Raw genomic sequence first — 15028 nt, forward strand, 5'->3', positions numbered from 1 at the left:
CGTTCGTCGGTGAAACGCGTTCGCGGGTGCAAAGCGTCTGACAATTGTAGGCAGCCTCGGAGTGCCCTCAGCGGGGTCGGACCCGCACTGGGGACAAGTCGATCACCCCCAAGTCGGGGGGCAGAATCAGTGCCTGCGGGCCGCTCTGCGCGACACTCCTTCGCGATGCGAGCCGGACTCCGGCGTCGCCAGCACGTCGACCACGACGACGGTCACGTTGTCCCGTCCGCCGTTGCCGAGGGCCGCATCCATCAGCTGCTGGGCGGCGTCGAGCGGTGACGACCCCTCGGCGAGGAAGTACCGGATGCCGTGCTCGGTCAGCTCCTTCGTGAGGCCGTCCGAGCAGACCAGCAGCCGCGACCCCGCGACGATCGGGAGGAAGAAGTAGTCCGGGACCGGGTCCTCGTTGAAACCCACGGCGCGGGTGATCACGTTGCTGTGCGGATGCACCTCGGCCTCCGCGGGGGTGATAGCGCCCGCATCCAGCAGCTCCTGGACGATCGAGTGATCGACCGTCAGCTGCTCGAGGGTTCCGTCGCGGTAGCTGTACACGCGCGAGTCGCCGATGTTGAACACCAGCCAGTACGGCGACCCGTCGACCAGGCTCAGGGCGATGCCGGTGACCGTCGTACCGGTCCCGAGGTCGGTGTGGCCGACGCCGCGGCCCATGTCGTCCACTGCCGAGCGCAGCGCCTCGGTGAGCGCGACCTCTCCGACGAAATCGGCCTTCACCTTCTCGGCCAGCCGGGTGACGACCGCCGTGCTCGCGAAGTCGCCTGCGGTGTGACCGCCCATCCCGTCGGCGACCGCGAAGATCGGCGAACGCGCGAGGAGGCTGTCCTCGTTGACGCTGCGCCGGTATCCCGTGTCGCTGAGCGCTGCCCAGGACAGGCTGATGCGTGCGTCGGGATCGCCGGGGACGGCCACCGTGTGGCGTCTGCTGCTGCGACCGATCTGGGTCACTCGCGTCCTTCTTCTCGGGCTTCGGTGATCTCGATGATATTACCGTCGCCGATCTCGACCCTCGCTCCTGCGAGCACCACTGCGGATTCGCCGGGGCGCAGACGACGCGTTCCCGCTGGGCCGGTCACCCTGGTGCCGTTCGTGGAGCGAAGGTCGGTGACGACCACCGCGTCCCCCGATTGCTCGATCCGGACATGGGTGGACGACACCTCCTGCGTCGGCGACGGAACCGCGACGAGTCGCGGATCGTCGGCCCCGCTGACCCGCTGAGGGGACGGCCTGCGGCCGATCAGGACGGGGGCGTCGAGAAGGAGCGTGTCCCCCGACGGGAGACGGACGGCGAAGGTCGCCGGAGGCGGCGGGACATCGACCGGCTCGGTCGACGGGGGCTCGATCGCCGCTTCGGACACCAGCGGCCCAGCGGGCACCAGGACCGCGCTCGGCGTGTCGTGGGGCGCGGGGCCCGCGATGGACGGGGCTCCCGACGTCGCGGACGGCTCATCGATGTCCACCGCGCCGGGCAGTTCGTGGAGGACGGGATGCGCCGCCGGCGGCACCTGCTCCGTCCCGTCGGCCGCGGCCTCTCCGTGTCCGAACAGGCTCGAGCTCCGGCCGCGGTCCCGGATGATCGTCTCCTCCGCGGCCGGGCCGGTCTGCAATGCCTCGGCCCCGGTGGGCGGCTGCACGGAACGCTCCGCGCGCTCGATCGGCTTCAGCGTCCACGTGAGGAGCTCGCCGTCGGTCACTCCCACGCGAAGCGGCAGGGAGCCGATGGCCAGCCGCGCCACCGGACCGGTCGGCGCGTCGTCGCCCTGCAGGACGAGTCCGGTCACGTTCCGGAACTCCGCCAGCACCCACGGCTGTACGCCGCCCGCGGAGAAGCGGCGCGCGCCACCCACCGAGAACACGTCGATCGCGGCGGATCCCCGCACGACGGCGGTCACGGTCACCTCGCCCTCGGCGGTCGGCTCGGCCAGTTCCGCCACGGCGAAGGAGCGCACGCTGTCCGGTCCAGCGAGCGGGAACGCTCCGACGACGGACTCGATCGTCGCGAGGTCCGAGTCGGCCAGCCAATAGACCGAGTCGACGATCTCGTCCGAGGCCGTGCTCTCGACGGCGGCGACGAAGCGGCGCCCGGCGATCAGCAGCCAGCGCGAGGGGCCGGCGGTGGGCGCGTAACGGATGAAGCCGCCAGTCATCGTCGGCTCCTCGTGGTCGTCGGCCGGGGTCGCTCCCGCGCGCAGGTCAGTGGTCGATGCGAGTGTAGCCCGACCGCGTGCGTCCCGCCGCCGCTCACCCGTGCGCGGTCGTGCGCACCAGCCGGAACGGGGTCCCTGCGCAGGCCTCGGCATCCCGCGGCACGGCGATCACCGTTCCGACGGACACGGCCGGGTCGGTCGAGACCGTCACTCGGCCCTGCTCGTTGACGAGCGCGAGCGGAACGCCCGCGGCGAGCATCGCGGGGAGCAGCTCGCGCTCCAGGCGCTTCACGTACACATCCACACCGACGACGCCGATCATGCTGTCCCGGCGTTCGACCGGGGACGTCACCGTGACGATGTAGTCGCAGGCGCACAGGTGGTCGACATAGGGCCCGGTGATGTGCGTGCGGTGGGTCGACTGAGGGACGCTGTACCACTCGAGGGAGCGGAAGTCGCGCAGGTAGTCGGAGTACGAGCGCGATCCCAGGTCGAGCTTCGACGGCGAGGACGTCGCGCCGAAGACCGGGTTGTCGTCGAGCGGACCCAGCCACCAGGCGAAGTGGAGGTCGTCACCCCCGGCGAAGTCGGGCGCGGCGATGAAGCCGGCGCCGATGAGCAGCGGGTCGTCCTCCTGCAGTGGCGGCAGCACGAGCGCGGCGACCCGGTCGTCGAGCGCGGCGGCGGAGACACCCGTCTCCGCGGCGTCCGGACCGCTCAGAATGGCGTCGCGCCACGTGTCGAGGGTCTCGTAGATGCGGGCGAACAGGGCGGACACCCGCTCGGCCGCCGCCTCGACGTCGCTCGCGAGCACCCGCTCAGCCATCGATCGTCCCTCCGGTCTCGATCCGCGCCTTGGCGGCGAGCAGCCAGCGGGCGACCCCCGCGAGAAGGGTGCTCACCTCGGCACGCGCAGTGGCGGCATCCCGAGCGGCCACGCCGTCGGCGATCGCGCGCACGGCGGCAGCCGCGGTGTCGCGCAGGGCCGCGTCGCGCATCCCGAGCCAGAGCAGCGGGCCGAACTCCGCCTGAAGCCGCAGCTGCTCACGGACGAGCCGCGTCGACTGGCTGAGCACCGCGAGCTCGAGCAGGAAGCCGCCGGCGTTGCGGCGCGCCGAGGCCGCCCCGCTGAAGTCGGCCGCGACGACCCACGCGCGAAGCCGTTCGTCGTCGGCGGGCGTGGACCGCTCGGCCGCCCGGTCGGCGCAGCCCGCCGCGATCGCGGTGACGTAGACCGCGAGGTCGCTCAGCTCGACCTGCGCCAGCCCGCGGAGCCGAGCGGCGAGGAGGGTGTCGTCGGCGTCGCCGGGATGCACCACGAAGCTGCCGCCGTCGCGGCCGCGCCGCGTCTCCACGAGACCCGCCTCGCGCAGCATCCCGAGCGCCTCTCGGGCCGTGACCAGGGCGACGCCGAACCGGCGCGCGAGCTCGGCCTCGCTCGGAAGGCGCTCCCCGGCGCCGAGCACACCCAGCACGATGGCGTCGGCGAGCCGGCGGCTGACCTGTTCGGCCCGTCCCGCATCCGCGAGCTGCGCGAAGACGGCGTCGCGCGCGCCCGGCGTGGCGCGGGTGGGCGTCGGGGCGGCGCGCGTGGGCGTTGTCACGGATCCCACGATAACCCGCCGCAATCATTCGCTATAGGATGAATTCGCATCGAGCGAAGGAGCGAGCATGGCCGACGGCGTCACCACCTCCGGGACCGGTGTCCTGGACGGACTGCGCGTCGCCGACTTCTCCCGGGTGCTGGCCGGACCCTACGCCACCATGATGCTGGCCGATTTCGGTGCCGACGTCGTCAAGATCGAGAGCCCGTCCGGGGACGACACGCGCGCCTGGCGTCCGCCCGTGGACGACGCGGGCGAGTCCACCTACTTCGGCGCCGTGAACCGCAACAAGCGTTCGGTCGTGTGCGACCTGACGACATCCGAAGGCCTGGCCGAAGCCCGGCGGCTCGCCGAGACCGCCGACGTCGTCGTCGAGAACTTCCGGCCCGGCGTGATGGAGCGGTTCGGACTCGACGAGGCGTCCCTCCGCGACGCCAACCCCCGGCTGGTCTACTGCTCGATCACCGGGTTCGGCCGCGGCGAGGGCGCATCCCTCCCCGGCTACGACCTGCTCGTGCAGGCGGTCGGCGGCCTGATGAGCATCACCGGCGCTCCGAACGGCGAACCGAGCAAGGTCGGTGTGGCCCTGGTGGATGTGCTGACCGGCCTCAACGCGTTCTCCGGCATCCTGCTCGCCCTCCGGCAGCGGGATGCGACGGGCCGCGGCTCGCGCGTCGACGTCGACCTCCTCGGCTCGCTGCTCGCTGCGCTCACCAACCAGGCGTCCGGCGCGCTCGCCACCGGCCGCTCCCCCGGGCGGCTCGGCAACGCGCATCCCAGCATCGCCCCGTACGAGCTCTTCCGTGCCGCCGACCGCGAGCTGGTCGTGGCCGTGGGTAACTACCGGCAGTTCGCTGCGTTCGCGGCGGTGCTCGGCCGGCCGGAGCTCGCCCTCGACGCACGCTTCGTCACCAATGAGTTCCGCGTCGGAAACCGCGCGGCGCTCCGGGAGGCCCTCGAGCCCGTGCTGGCCGCTCGTCCCGCGGCCGAGTGGGTCGCCGCCTTCGCCGCGGCGCGCGTTCCGGCCGGGCTGGTCAACGACGTGGCCGAGGCGTTCGCGTTCGCCGCGGCCCTCGGCCTCGACCCGGTGGCGACGACGACCGACCCGGTCACCGGGCGGACGTCGCGCCAGCCGGCCACGCCCATCCATCTGGACACCGCCCCGGCCGTGCACCGCACGCCGCCACCGCTGCTCGGCGCGCACGGAGCGCGCTGGGCGGACGAGACCCCTGACCACGACGACACCGCCCCCGATCACACCGCCCCCGGCGAAAGGACCCGACCGTGACGACGACGCTCGACGAGGCGTTCAGCATCGACCCTCTGCTCACCGACGAGGAGCGCGGCTGGCGGGACCGGGCGCGCGCGTTCGCGACCGACCGCATCCGCCCGGTCATCGAGCAGGACTTCGAGGACAAGCACTTCCGCACCGAGTTCGTGGCCGAGCTCGGCGCACTCGGTTTCCTCGGGATGCACCTGAAGGACGAGGGATGCGCCGGAGCGGGCGCCGTGAGCTACGGCCTGGTCTGCCACGAGCTGGAGGCCGCGGACAGCGGCTGGCGCACCTTCGTCTCCGTACAGGGCTCGCTGGCGATGAGCGCGATCTCCAAGTTCGGCTCGGACGAGCAGAAGGCCGAATGGCTGCCACCGATGGCACGAGGCGAGCGCATCGGCTGCTTCGCGCTCACGGAGCCCGAGGGCGGCAGCGACCCCGCGGCGATGAGCACCCGCGCCCGACGCGACGGCGACGACTGGGTGATCACCGGGACGAAGCGCTGGATCGGCCTGGCGGCTCTGGCGGACGTCGCGGTCGTCTGGGCGGCGACCGAGGACGGCGTTCGCGGCTTCGTCGTGCCGACCGCGACCCGCGGCTTCACGGCGACGGCCATCGACGGGAAGCTGTCGATGCGCGCGTCCGTGCAGTGCGACATCGTCCTCGACGAGGTCCGCCTGCCGGCGTCGGCGCAGCTGCCGGGCGCCCGTGGGCTCTCCGGTCCCTTCTCGTGCCTGAACGAGGCGCGGTACGGAATCGTCTGGGGCGCGATGGGCGCCGCACGCGACTGCCTCGAGGTGTCGATCGAGCGGGCGACCACACGGGAGGTGTTCGGGCGTCCGATCGGCGCGACCCAGCTCATCCAGGAGAAGCTCGCGAACATGCTGGTCGAGTACGAGAAGGGGATGCTGCTCGCCCTGCATCTCGGACGGTTGAAGGAGGCGGGCACGCTCACCCCGACGCAGATCAGCGTCGGCAAGCTCAACAGCGTGCGCGAGGCGCTGGCGATCGCCCGCGAGGCGCGCACCATTCTCGGCGGCGACGGCATCACGAACGCGTTCCCGGTGATGCGGCACATGGCGAACCTCGAATCCGTGCGCACGTATGAGGGGACGGACGAGATCCACACCCTGGTGCTGGGGCGCGCGCTGACCGGGCTGGCGGCGTTCGCGTGAGCGCGGTCGAAGCGGCTGCTGCGGCGGCAGCGCGTGCGGCGACGACGCCGACCACGCGCGACGAGCGGGCCGGCTGGCTGGAGGCGCTGGCCGCCGCCCTCGAGGCCCACCGCGAGGAGCTCGTCGGGATCGCGCACGAGGAGACGCATCTCTCCTCCGCACGGCTCGACGGCGAGGTGACCCGCACGGCCGCGCAGCTCCGCTTCTTCTCCAATGTCATCCGCGAGGGCGGCTACCTCGAGGCGGTCGTCGAGTCCCCCGACCCGTCGCTGATCCCCCCGCGCCCGGACCTGCGCCGCATGCTGCGTCCGCTCGGGCCGGTCGCGGTGTACACCGCCTCCAACTTCCCGTTCGCGTTCTCGGTGCTCGGCAACGACACTGCGTCGGCCCTCGCGGCCGGGTGCCCGGTCGTCGTCAAGGCGCACCCCGGGCATCCACGGCTGTCCCGGCGGACCGCCGAGCTCGCTGAGGCGGTCGTGCCCGAGGAATGGTTCTCCCTCGTCGAAGGGATGGACGCGGGGACCGAGCTGGTCCGGCATCCCCTCGTCCGCGCGGCGGGCTTCACCGGGTCGGTGCGCGGCGGGCGCGCGCTGTTCGACCTGGCGGTCTCGCGACCCGACCCCATCCCGTTCTACGGCGAGCTGGGCAGCATCAACCCCGTCGTCGTGACGCGGGCGGCGGCTGCAGAGCGCGCCGCATCCATCGCCTCCGGCCTCGTCGGCTCGTTCACCCGCGACGCCGGGCAGTACTGCACAAAGCCCGGGCTCGTCTTCGTGCCCGAGGGCGGAGGGGTCGAGGAGGGCGTGCGCAGCGGACTCGCGGACGCGCCGTCGAGCCGGCAGCTGACCGACGGGATGTCGCGGGCCTTCGCGGACGGCGTTGCCGCCTTCGAGGCGCATCCCGGTGCGGAGGTGCTGCGGGCGGACGCTGACGCTGACGCCTCGGCGCCGACCGTCGTGCTGGTCGATGCGAAGACGTTCTCGGCGGACCCGGAGACGTTCCTCGAGGAGTGCTTCGGGCCGGTGACCGTGGTCGTGCGCTACCGCGACGAGGAGCTGCCCGGCATCCTTTCGCGTCTCGAGCCGTCGCTCACCGCGACCATCCACCGCGGTGCCGACGAGGACGTGACCGCGCTCGCCGGCACGCTGTCCGCCGTAGCGGGCCGCCTCCTGTTCGACGGTTGGCCGACGGGCGTCGCCATCGGCTGGGCGCAGCACCACGGCGGTTCGTGGCCGTCGACCACGGCCAGCGTCCACACGTCGGTCGGCGCCACGGCGATCCGCCGCTGGCTCGCGCCGATCGCGTACCAGGACGCTCCCGAGCACGTGCTCCCGCCCGAGCTCCGCGACGCCAACCCGCTCGGCATCCCCCGCCGCGAGTCCTGACCCCCTCACGATTTGCGCCAATTCGCGGTTCTGACGCTCTCAGAACCGCGATTCGGCGCAAATCTTCACCGGGAGGGCTCGCACCGAGCGGCTCGAGGACGCCCAGCAGGAGTTGCGATTTGGCGCAAATGTCGGGATACGGAGGCCGTATCCCGACATTTGGCACAAATCGTGCGGGGCTACCGCGGAGGGATCAGACGCGATCGGGGTCCGCGGCGGGCGTCGCCGCGGCCTCGGGCTGCGCGCGGCGCGCGCGGAGCAGCTCCGCGACACGGATCGCGTCGCCCTCGGGCGCGTCGGACGCACGGTCCGGCCGGGCCAGCAGCAGGTACAGCAGCCCCGCTCCCGCGACGATCCCGAGACCGATCAGCACGATCCAGTCGTTGAACACGTTCCCGGTCGAGGTCGGCCACGCCAGCAGGACCATCGCGAAGATCCCGTAGACGAGCGCCACGATGTTGACGATCAGGCCCGCGCGGCCCAGGCTGAACGGCCCGGCCGGGCGCCAGCCCTTCATCCGCTGCCGCAGCGACGCGAGTACGACGGACTGGAAGGCCACGTAGATCCCGAGCACCGCGAACGCGGTGACCTGCGTGATCAGACCGTCGGGGCCGAGGTAGACGATCAGGCTGATCAGCAGCGGGATGCTGCACGCGACGATGAGCGCGTTGACCGGCACCTTCGTGCGCGGCGACACCTTCGACAGCCACCGGTGCGCGGGGATCATGCCGTCGCGGGCGAACGAGAACAGCAGCCGGGATGCCGCCGCCTGCAGGCTGAGCACGCACGACAGGAATGCGGTGACCGCGACCACGAGGAAGATCTTCGCGCCGACCGTCCCGAGCGTCGACTGCAGGATCTCGGGGATCGGGTCCACATCCTTGCCCGACACGATCCGCTCGAGGTCCGGCGCTGCGAGCACGTAGCCGCCGAAGGCGAACAGTGCGGACACACCGCCGACGAGGATGGTCATCACCATCGCCGTCGGGATGCGGCGGGCCGGGTTCGCGACCTCTTCGGCCACATCCCCGCACGCCTCGAACCCGTAGAAGAGGAACAGTCCTGCCAGCGCAGCGCTCAGGAACGCGGCGATGTACGACCCGTGCCCCTCAACGCCCATCGAGTCGAAGAACACCGAGAACGGGTGCTTCCGCTGGAAGATCAGCAGGTACAGGCCGACCGCGATGACGCCGATCAGCTCGGCGGCGAGGCCGATGCGCGCGACGGTGGCGAGCGTCTTGGTCCCGGTGAAGTTCAGGGCCAGAGCGACGAGGAGGAGCAGCACGGTCAGCCCGAACGTGACCTCCTTGGTCGCGGGCAGCCCGAACAGGCTGGCGAAGAAGCCGCTGCCGTAGCCGGCGACCGCGGTGATCGTGACGATCATCGCCCAGATGTAGATCCAGGCCGCCATCCACGCGTACCGCCGGCCCCAGAGCCGCCGCGTCCACGGGTAGATGCCGCCGTGGATGGGGTACTGCGACACCACCTCGCCGAACACCAGGGAGACCAGCAGCTGGCCGGCGCCCACGATGACGATCCACCAGATCGACGGCGGCCCGCCCGTCGCCACGGCGACCGCGAACAGCGAGTACACGCCGACCAGGGGCGAGAGGTAGGTGAAGCCCAGGGCGAAGTTCGCCCACAGGGTCATGGACCGGTTGAAGGAGTCCTCGTACCCGAGCACGGCGAGGTGATCGCCGTCCTCCAGGTGCGTGGACGAGGGTTCTGCAGACATCGGATGCCTTCCGGGATCGACTGCACACGTCGGTGTGTGTGGAGGAAGCGTAGCGGAGACCGGAAGCGGATACCTATAGGACAGGATGATTGACGCGCGACGGCGTGTCGCCATACGCACGCATCGACACTCCCTACTGATTTCGACATAGAAACGCCCGAATGGGTGCGGAATCGCTTGCCAGGTGCCACATCCGCTGACAGAATCGCTCCATGAGTACCCCTCGGGCGGCGAACGGCCACAAGGCTGCGGTCATCGACGACGTCTCCAAGGCGATCATCGAGCAACTGCAGGTGGATGGCCGCAAGTCCTATGCGGAGATCGGCAAGGCCGTCGGTCTCAGCGAGGCGGCTGTGCGCCAGCGCGTGCAGAAGCTGACCGAGTCGGGTGTGATGCAGATCGTGGCCGTGACCGATCCCATGCAGCTCGGGTTCTACCGGCAGGCGATGATCGGCGTGCGCTGCACGGGCGACACGCGTGCGGTGGCCGACAAGCTGGCCGCCATGCCCGACGTGGACTACGTGGTGCTGACAGCCGGCACCTTCGACATCCTCGCCGAGGTGGTGTGCGAGAACGACCTCGACCTCATCACGATGCTCAACTCCGAGATCCGGACGCTGGAGGGCGTGCTCTCCACCGAGACGTTCGTGTATCTGAAACTCCACAAACAGTTCTACAACTGGGGAACGCGATAACCATGACGACAACCGTAGAAACGTTCGGCGAACCGATCGCGGCAGAGGAGGCGGCGCTGCAGGCGAAGGCGCGCGATCACCTGTGGATGCACTTCGCACGCCAGTCGGTGATGGAGGACGGCCAGGGCGTCCCGATCATCACGCGCGGCGAGGGCCACCACATCTGGGACTCGCACGGCAAGCAGTACATCGACGGCCTCTCCGGGCTCTTCGTCGTGAACGCGGGCCACGGCCGCAAGCGTCTCGCCGAGGTCGCGGCCAAGCAGGCCGAGCAGCTGGCGTTCTTCCCGATCTGGTCGTACGCGCATCCCAACGCCATCGAACTCGCCGACCGGCTCGCCTCCTACGCTCCGGGCGACCTGAACCGCGTCTTCTTCTCCACCGGCGGCGGTGAGGCGGTCGAGACCGCCTTCAAGCTCGCCAAGTACTACTGGAAGCTGCAGGGCCGTCCCACCAAGCACAAGGTGCTGTCCCGTGCCGTCGCCTACCACGGCACCCCGCAGGGCGCGCTGGCGATCACCGGCATCCCTGCCATGAAGGAGATGTTCGAGCCGGTCACCCCCGGCGGGTTCCGCGTCCCGAACACGAACTTCTACCGCGCCGACGAGATGGGCGCGCCGACCGACGACATCGAGGCCTTCGGCGTCTGGGCGGCGAACCGCATCGAGGAGATGATCCAGTTCGAGGGTCCGGAGACCGTCGCGGCGATCTTCCTCGAGCCGGTGCAGAACTCCGGTGGCTGCTTCCCGCCTCCCCCCGGCTACTTCCAGCGGGTGCGCGAGATCTGCGACAAGTACGACGTGCTCATGGTCAGCGACGAGGTCATCTGCGCCTTCGGCCGCATCGGCCACATGTTCGCCTGCGACGAGTACGGCTACGTCCCGGACATGATCACCTGCGCGAAGGGCATGACCTCCGGCTACTCCCCCATCGGCGCGACGATCGTCAGCGACCGCATCTATGAGCCCTTCAAGCACGGGGACACGTCGTTCTACCACGGCTACACCTTCGGCGGTCACCCGGTCTCCGCCGCGGTGGCGCTGGAGAACCTCGACATCTTCGAGGAGGAGCGGCTCAACGAGCGCGTCCGCGAGAACTCACCGCTGTTCCGCGCCGAGCTCGAGAAGCTGCTCGACCTGCCGATCGTCGGCGACGTCCGCGGCGCCGGCTACTTCTTCGGGATCGAGCTGGTCAAGGACAAGAACACGAAGGAGACCTTCGACGACGACGAGTCGGAGCGCCTGCTCCGCGGGTTCCTCTCCAAGGCCCTGTTCGACGCCGGCCTGTACTGTCGGGCCGACGACCGGGGAGACCCCGTGGTGCAGCTCGCGCCGCCGCTCACGATCGGTCCGAACGAGTTCGTCGAGATCCGGCAGATCCTGGAGTCGGTGCTGACCGAGGCGTCGAACCACCTGTAAGCCAAAAGCCCCCAAAGAGCCAGTCCGGGGCCGCACACCGCGGCCCCGGACTCGTGCCTTAACCGGTCTGGAGCAAAGCGTGGACTACCGCAACGTCGGGTTCTGGTTCGATTCGATCGCCGAGCAGGAGGACGGCTTCCGGCCGCGTCCCGGCCTCGCCTCCGACGCGGAGGCGGATGTCGTCATCGTCGGCGCCGGGCTGACCGGCCTGTGGACGGCGTACTACCTCCAGGAGCGCGACCCGTCCCTCCGCATCCTGCTGCTGGAGAAGGAGGTCGCCGGCTTCGGCGCCTCCGGCCGCAACGGCGGCTGGTGCTCGTCGCTGTTCCCCTGGTCGGCCGCCAAGCTGGAGAAGCGCTACGGCTTCGACGCCGCCGTGGCGACCCGCCGCGCGATGGTCGACACCGTGGACGAGGTCGGCCGGGTCGCCGAGGCGGAGGGCCTGGACATCGACTACGTGCGCGGCGGAACCGTCACGTTCGCCCGGTCGCGCCCCCAGATGGATGCCGCCCGCGCCGAGTTCGAGGAGTCGGAGCGCTACGGTGTCGACGAGGTGGCGCTGTGGGGCACCGAGACGGTGTTCGGTCGCTTCAACGTTCCGCATGCGGTGGCCGCGACGTTCACGCCGGCCTGCGCGCGCATCCACCCGGCCAAACTGGTGCGCGGCCTCGCCCGCGTCGTGGAGCGTCGAGGCGCCACCATCGCGGAGGGCACCGAGGTGCTCTCGTGGGAGAGCGGGACGGTGCGCGCCCGCTCCGGCGGTTCCGACCGGCTGGTCCGGGCGGGGATCGTGGTGAACGCCACCGAAGGGTACGGCTCGCAGCTGCCCCAGGTCGGGCGGCGCATCCTTCCGCTGTACTCGCTGATGATCGCGACCGAGCCGCTGCCCGACGCGACCTGGGACCGTATCGGCATCGAGCACGGCCAGACCTTCACCGACTTCCGCAACCTCATCGTCTACGGCCAGCGGACCGCCGACAACCGGTTCGCGTTCGGCGGCCGCGGTGCGCGGTACCACGCGGGCAGCGCCATCCGCCCCGAGTACGACCGGTCGCCGCGGGTGCGCGACCACCTCGTCCACACCCTGTTCGACCTGTTCCCGGATGCGGCCGGCGCGCGCATCACCCACCACTGGGGCGGCCCGCTCGGCGTTCCGCGCGACTGGCACGCCAGCGTCGGCTACGACCGGGATGCGCGCGAGGCGTGGGCGGGCGGCTACGTCGGCGACGGCCTGAGCACGACGAACCTGGCCGGCCGCACGCTCGCCGACCTGCTGACCGACACCGCGACCGACCTGACCGCGCTTCCGTGGGTCGGCCACCGCTCGCGGCAGTGGGAGCCGGAGCCGCTGCGCTTCGCGGGCGCGAACGCGGGTCTCCTCGCGATGGAGTCGGCCGACCTGGAGGAGTCCGTCACGCGCCGCGCCTCCGTCGTCGCCCGGGCCCTCGGCCCGCTGATCGGCCACTGACGACGCCCGCGGCGCCTGGCCGTGGCCGCGGCCGCGGCCGCCGAGCACCGTCGGACATTTGGGCGCCAACGTAGGAGATTCGTCCCCGATCCGGGCGCAACTCCATCCGCGCCGCGGTACGTCGGAGATCCGAAACGATCTCGCCGACGCGAAGAACCCAGAGAACGCAGAAAAGGGAGGATGCCCCAGCCGAAACGGCCGGGACATCCTCCCTTCAGAAGGAACCCGTCAGTCCTGGGCGAGGACGGCCTGCAGCTCCAGGGTGATGGTGACGTCGTCGCCGAGCAGCATGCCGCCGGTCTCGAGCGCCGCGTTGTAGGTGAGGCCGAAGTCCTCGCGCTTGATCTTGGTCTTCGCGGTCGCGCCGGCCTTGTAGTTGCCGTACGGGTCCTGGCCGAAGCCGCCGAAGTCGAACTCGAAGGTGACCGGCTTGGTGACGCCCTTGATCGTCAGGTCGCCGTCGACGAGGAACTCGCCGTCCTCGTGGCGCACACCGGTCGACACGAAGTCGATGGTCGGGTGCTCGTCGGCGAGGAAGAAGTCGCCGGTGCGGAGGTGCGCGTCGCGGTTCGCGTCCTTGGTGTTGATGGAGGCGACGTCGGCCTTGGCGGTGACCTTGGAGTCGAGCGGGTTCTCAGCGGTGACGAAGGTGGCGTCGAAGTTCTCGAACACGCCCTTCACCTTGCTAATCATCAGGTGGCGGATGCTGAAGCCGACCTCGCTGTGGCTGGGGTCGATCGTCCACGTGCCTGCCTTGTAACCGGGGATCTCGATGGTCACGGTGTCTCCTTGTAAGTCTTGACGCCGGGCGGCCTGTCCACCCGCGTTCGAGTACATGCAAGCGCATTGACCGTCGATCTATTCCGCACTCCGCAAAAAAAGTTGACGCGTCACTCTTTCGGTGCGAGCGAGCGCCGCAGTTCCAGGAGTTTCAGCGCATCCGCGTCGATCTGAGAAGCCGGGATGCGCCCCTGCTGCACCGCCGCGACGATGGCGTCGATGAGCGCATCCGGGTCGCCGCCCGCGGGCAGCACGTCGAGCACCATGGTGTTGCCGGCGGCGATCGCCTGCACCGCGTTCTCCCCCGGGTCCTGGTACTGCGGCAGCCCGGTGTCCTGCAGCATCCGCAGGTCGTCGGTGATGCTGACGCCGTGGAAGCCGAGTTCGTCGGTCAGGATGCGGTGCCAGGCGGGCGAGAGCGACGCGGGCGCCGCATCCACCTGCGTGTAGGCGAGGTGTCCGAACATGACCAGCTCTGCGCCGGCGGAGATGCCGGCCTGGAAGGACGGCGCGTCGCGGGTCCCCCAGTCGGCCTTGCTGACCGGGGTGGCCGGGACCGCGTGGTGCGAGTCGGCCTCGGTCTCGCCGTGACCTGGGAAGTGCTTGAGCGTGCTGAAGACGGTGCCGCGTTCGCCGGTCACCGAGGCGGCCACCCGGGCCGACGCGCCGCCGGGCTCGGTCCCGAGCACACGGTCGGCGATGAACGAGGACGGATCGGCGGTGACGTCGGCGACGGTGCCGAAGTTCACCGAGATGCCCGCGTCCTGCAGCAGCTGCGCACGCCGGGCGAACGCCGCCTGCGTCGCGGCGGGCTGCTGGGAGCGCAGCGTGTCGGCGCCGGGCTGGTCGTCCCAGCCGAGCCGGGTGACGTCTCCACCCTCCTCGTCGACTCCGATCAGCGGAGGAAGCCCCGGGTCGGACGCCTTCATCGTCGCGGTCTGCGCCGCGAGGGCGGCGGGGGTGCCGGGGATGTTGTCGCCCATCAGGATCATCCCGCCCAGCCCGTACCGGTCGACGTAGCCGCGCAGCGCTGCCGGGTCGGTGCCGGGCAGATGGAACATGAACAGCCCGGCGACCTTCTGCCGCAACGTCTGATTGGCGAGCCGCTGCTTCGCGTACGCGACGACCGGGTCGACGGTCGGCGTCGGCGTCGCAGTCGGCTTCTGCGTCGCCGACCGGGCCGCAGGGGTCCCGGGCCGCGTCCCCGCATCACCGCCGAGCGGATGCGCGGGCGCCGCTCCGACACAGCCGGCCAGGGTCGCCGAGAGCGCCACGGCGACCGCCGCGGCGGTCCAGCGTCGGGCTGCGCGCATCCTTCGATGCTAACCCAGCC

13 protein-coding genes are annotated in these 15028 nt (G+C 70.8%); 6 read left to right on the plus strand and 7 right to left on the minus strand.

The window, feature by feature from the left end; all coding sequences use genetic code 11:
* Positions 1–126 precede the first annotated feature (126 nt).
* The 4 genes from QRN40_RS16435 to QRN40_RS16450 all read right to left on the minus strand — a co-directional run bounded on the left by QRN40_RS16435 (position 127) and on the right by QRN40_RS16450 (position 3766).
* Positions 127–963 carry a PP2C family protein-serine/threonine phosphatase gene (locus tag QRN40_RS16435; protein ID WP_285116946.1) on the minus strand — a complete coding sequence of 279 codons (837 nt, stop codon included), beginning with the start codon at positions 961–963 and terminating at the stop codon, positions 127–129.
* Positions 960–2162 (minus strand): FHA domain-containing protein, encoded by a 1203-nt coding sequence (locus QRN40_RS16440; protein WP_285116948.1) that lies wholly within the window; start codon positions 2160–2162, stop codon positions 960–962. Before QRN40_RS16440 ends, QRN40_RS16435 begins: the two co-directional genes overlap by 4 nt.
* A gap of 94 nt (positions 2163–2256) precedes the next feature.
* Positions 2257–2988: a cache domain-containing protein gene (locus QRN40_RS16445; protein ID WP_285116951.1), complete on the minus strand. Its 732-nt coding sequence runs from the start codon at positions 2986–2988 to the stop codon at positions 2257–2259.
* Positions 2981–3766: a FadR/GntR family transcriptional regulator gene (locus QRN40_RS16450; protein WP_285116953.1), complete on the minus strand. Its 786-nt coding sequence runs from the start codon at positions 3764–3766 to the stop codon at positions 2981–2983. Before QRN40_RS16450 ends, QRN40_RS16445 begins: the two co-directional genes overlap by 8 nt.
* Before the next feature lie 67 nt (positions 3767–3833).
* Here QRN40_RS16450 and QRN40_RS16455 point away from each other — a divergent pair, with 67 nt between their 5' ends.
* Genes QRN40_RS16455 through QRN40_RS16465 form a run of 3 tightly spaced genes read left to right on the plus strand, consistent with a single transcriptional unit; the run spans position 3834 to position 7599 of the window.
* Positions 3834–5054, plus strand: a complete 1221-nt coding sequence (locus QRN40_RS16455; protein ID WP_285116954.1) for a CaiB/BaiF CoA transferase family protein — start codon at positions 3834–3836, stop codon at positions 5052–5054.
* Complete coding sequence (locus QRN40_RS16460) at positions 5051–6214, plus strand: acyl-CoA dehydrogenase family protein (RefSeq protein ID WP_285116956.1); 1164 nt, start codon at positions 5051–5053, stop codon at positions 6212–6214. The genes QRN40_RS16455 and QRN40_RS16460 overlap by 4 nt, the downstream gene beginning before the upstream one ends.
* Positions 6211–7599: an aldehyde dehydrogenase family protein gene (locus tag QRN40_RS16465; RefSeq protein ID WP_285116958.1), complete on the plus strand. Its 1389-nt coding sequence runs from the start codon at positions 6211–6213 to the stop codon at positions 7597–7599. Before QRN40_RS16460 ends, QRN40_RS16465 begins: the two co-directional genes overlap by 4 nt.
* Before the next feature lie 193 nt (positions 7600–7792).
* On the opposite strand, the gene QRN40_RS16470 is transcribed toward QRN40_RS16465, so the two are convergent.
* Positions 7793–9334, minus strand: a complete 1542-nt coding sequence (locus QRN40_RS16470; RefSeq protein ID WP_285116960.1) for an APC family permease — start codon at positions 9332–9334, stop codon at positions 7793–7795.
* 212 nt (positions 9335–9546) lie between these two features.
* Here QRN40_RS16470 and QRN40_RS16475 point away from each other — a divergent pair, with 212 nt between their 5' ends.
* The 3 genes from QRN40_RS16475 to QRN40_RS16485 all read left to right on the plus strand — a co-directional run bounded on the left by QRN40_RS16475 (position 9547) and on the right by QRN40_RS16485 (position 12915).
* Positions 9547–10029, plus strand: coding sequence for an Lrp/AsnC family transcriptional regulator (locus QRN40_RS16475; protein WP_285116963.1), 483 nt, complete (start codon positions 9547–9549; stop codon positions 10027–10029).
* Between the two features lie 2 nt (positions 10030–10031).
* Positions 10032–11447: an aspartate aminotransferase family protein gene (locus QRN40_RS16480; protein WP_285116964.1), complete on the plus strand. Its 1416-nt coding sequence runs from the start codon at positions 10032–10034 to the stop codon at positions 11445–11447.
* A 79-nt stretch (positions 11448–11526) separates the two neighbouring features.
* A complete protein-coding gene (locus QRN40_RS16485; RefSeq protein WP_285116966.1) occupies positions 11527–12915 on the plus strand; it encodes an NAD(P)/FAD-dependent oxidoreductase in 1389 nt (462 codons plus the stop codon).
* A 228-nt stretch (positions 12916–13143) separates the two neighbouring features.
* Here the strand turns inward: QRN40_RS16485 and QRN40_RS16490 are convergent, their stop codons facing one another.
* Together QRN40_RS16490 and QRN40_RS16495 are read right to left on the minus strand one after the other, a co-directional pair.
* The gene (locus QRN40_RS16490) at positions 13144–13695 is read right to left on the minus strand and encodes a YceI family protein (RefSeq protein WP_502878925.1); all 552 of its coding nucleotides are present in this window, start codon (positions 13693–13695) and stop codon (positions 13144–13146) included.
* A gap of 110 nt (positions 13696–13805) precedes the next feature.
* Entirely contained in the window at positions 13806–15008 is a 1203-nt protein-coding gene (locus QRN40_RS16495) for a glycoside hydrolase family 3 N-terminal domain-containing protein (protein WP_285116969.1), read from the minus strand.
* Between the last annotated feature and the right edge of the window lie 20 nt (positions 15009–15028).

The organism is Leifsonia sp. fls2-241-R2A-40a, assembly GCF_030209575.1.
Lineage (GTDB): Bacteria > Actinomycetota > Actinomycetes > Actinomycetales > Microbacteriaceae > Leifsonia.

Excerpts from the sequence above, each read along its gene's own strand:
- QRN40_RS16440 (WP_285116948.1), bottom strand. The coding sequence starts at position 2,162 with ATGACTGGCGGCTTCATCCGTTACGCGCCCACCGCCGGCCCCTCGCGC.
- QRN40_RS16445 (WP_285116951.1), bottom strand. The coding sequence starts at position 2,988 with ATGGCTGAGCGGGTGCTCGCGAGCGACGTCGAGGCGGCGGCCGAGCGG.
- QRN40_RS16455 (WP_285116954.1), top strand. The coding sequence starts at position 3,834 with ATGGCCGACGGCGTCACCACCTCCGGGACCGGTGTCCTGGACGGACTG.
- QRN40_RS16470 (WP_285116960.1), bottom strand. The coding sequence starts at position 9,334 with ATGTCTGCAGAACCCTCGTCCACGCACCTGGAGGACGGCGATCACCTC.
- QRN40_RS16475 (WP_285116963.1), top strand. The coding sequence starts at position 9,547 with ATGAGTACCCCTCGGGCGGCGAACGGCCACAAGGCTGCGGTCATCGAC.
- QRN40_RS16480 (WP_285116964.1), top strand. The coding sequence starts at position 10,032 with ATGACGACAACCGTAGAAACGTTCGGCGAACCGATCGCGGCAGAGGAG.
- QRN40_RS16495 (WP_285116969.1), bottom strand. The coding sequence starts at position 15,008 with ATGCGCGCAGCCCGACGCTGGACCGCCGCGGCGGTCGCCGTGGCGCTC.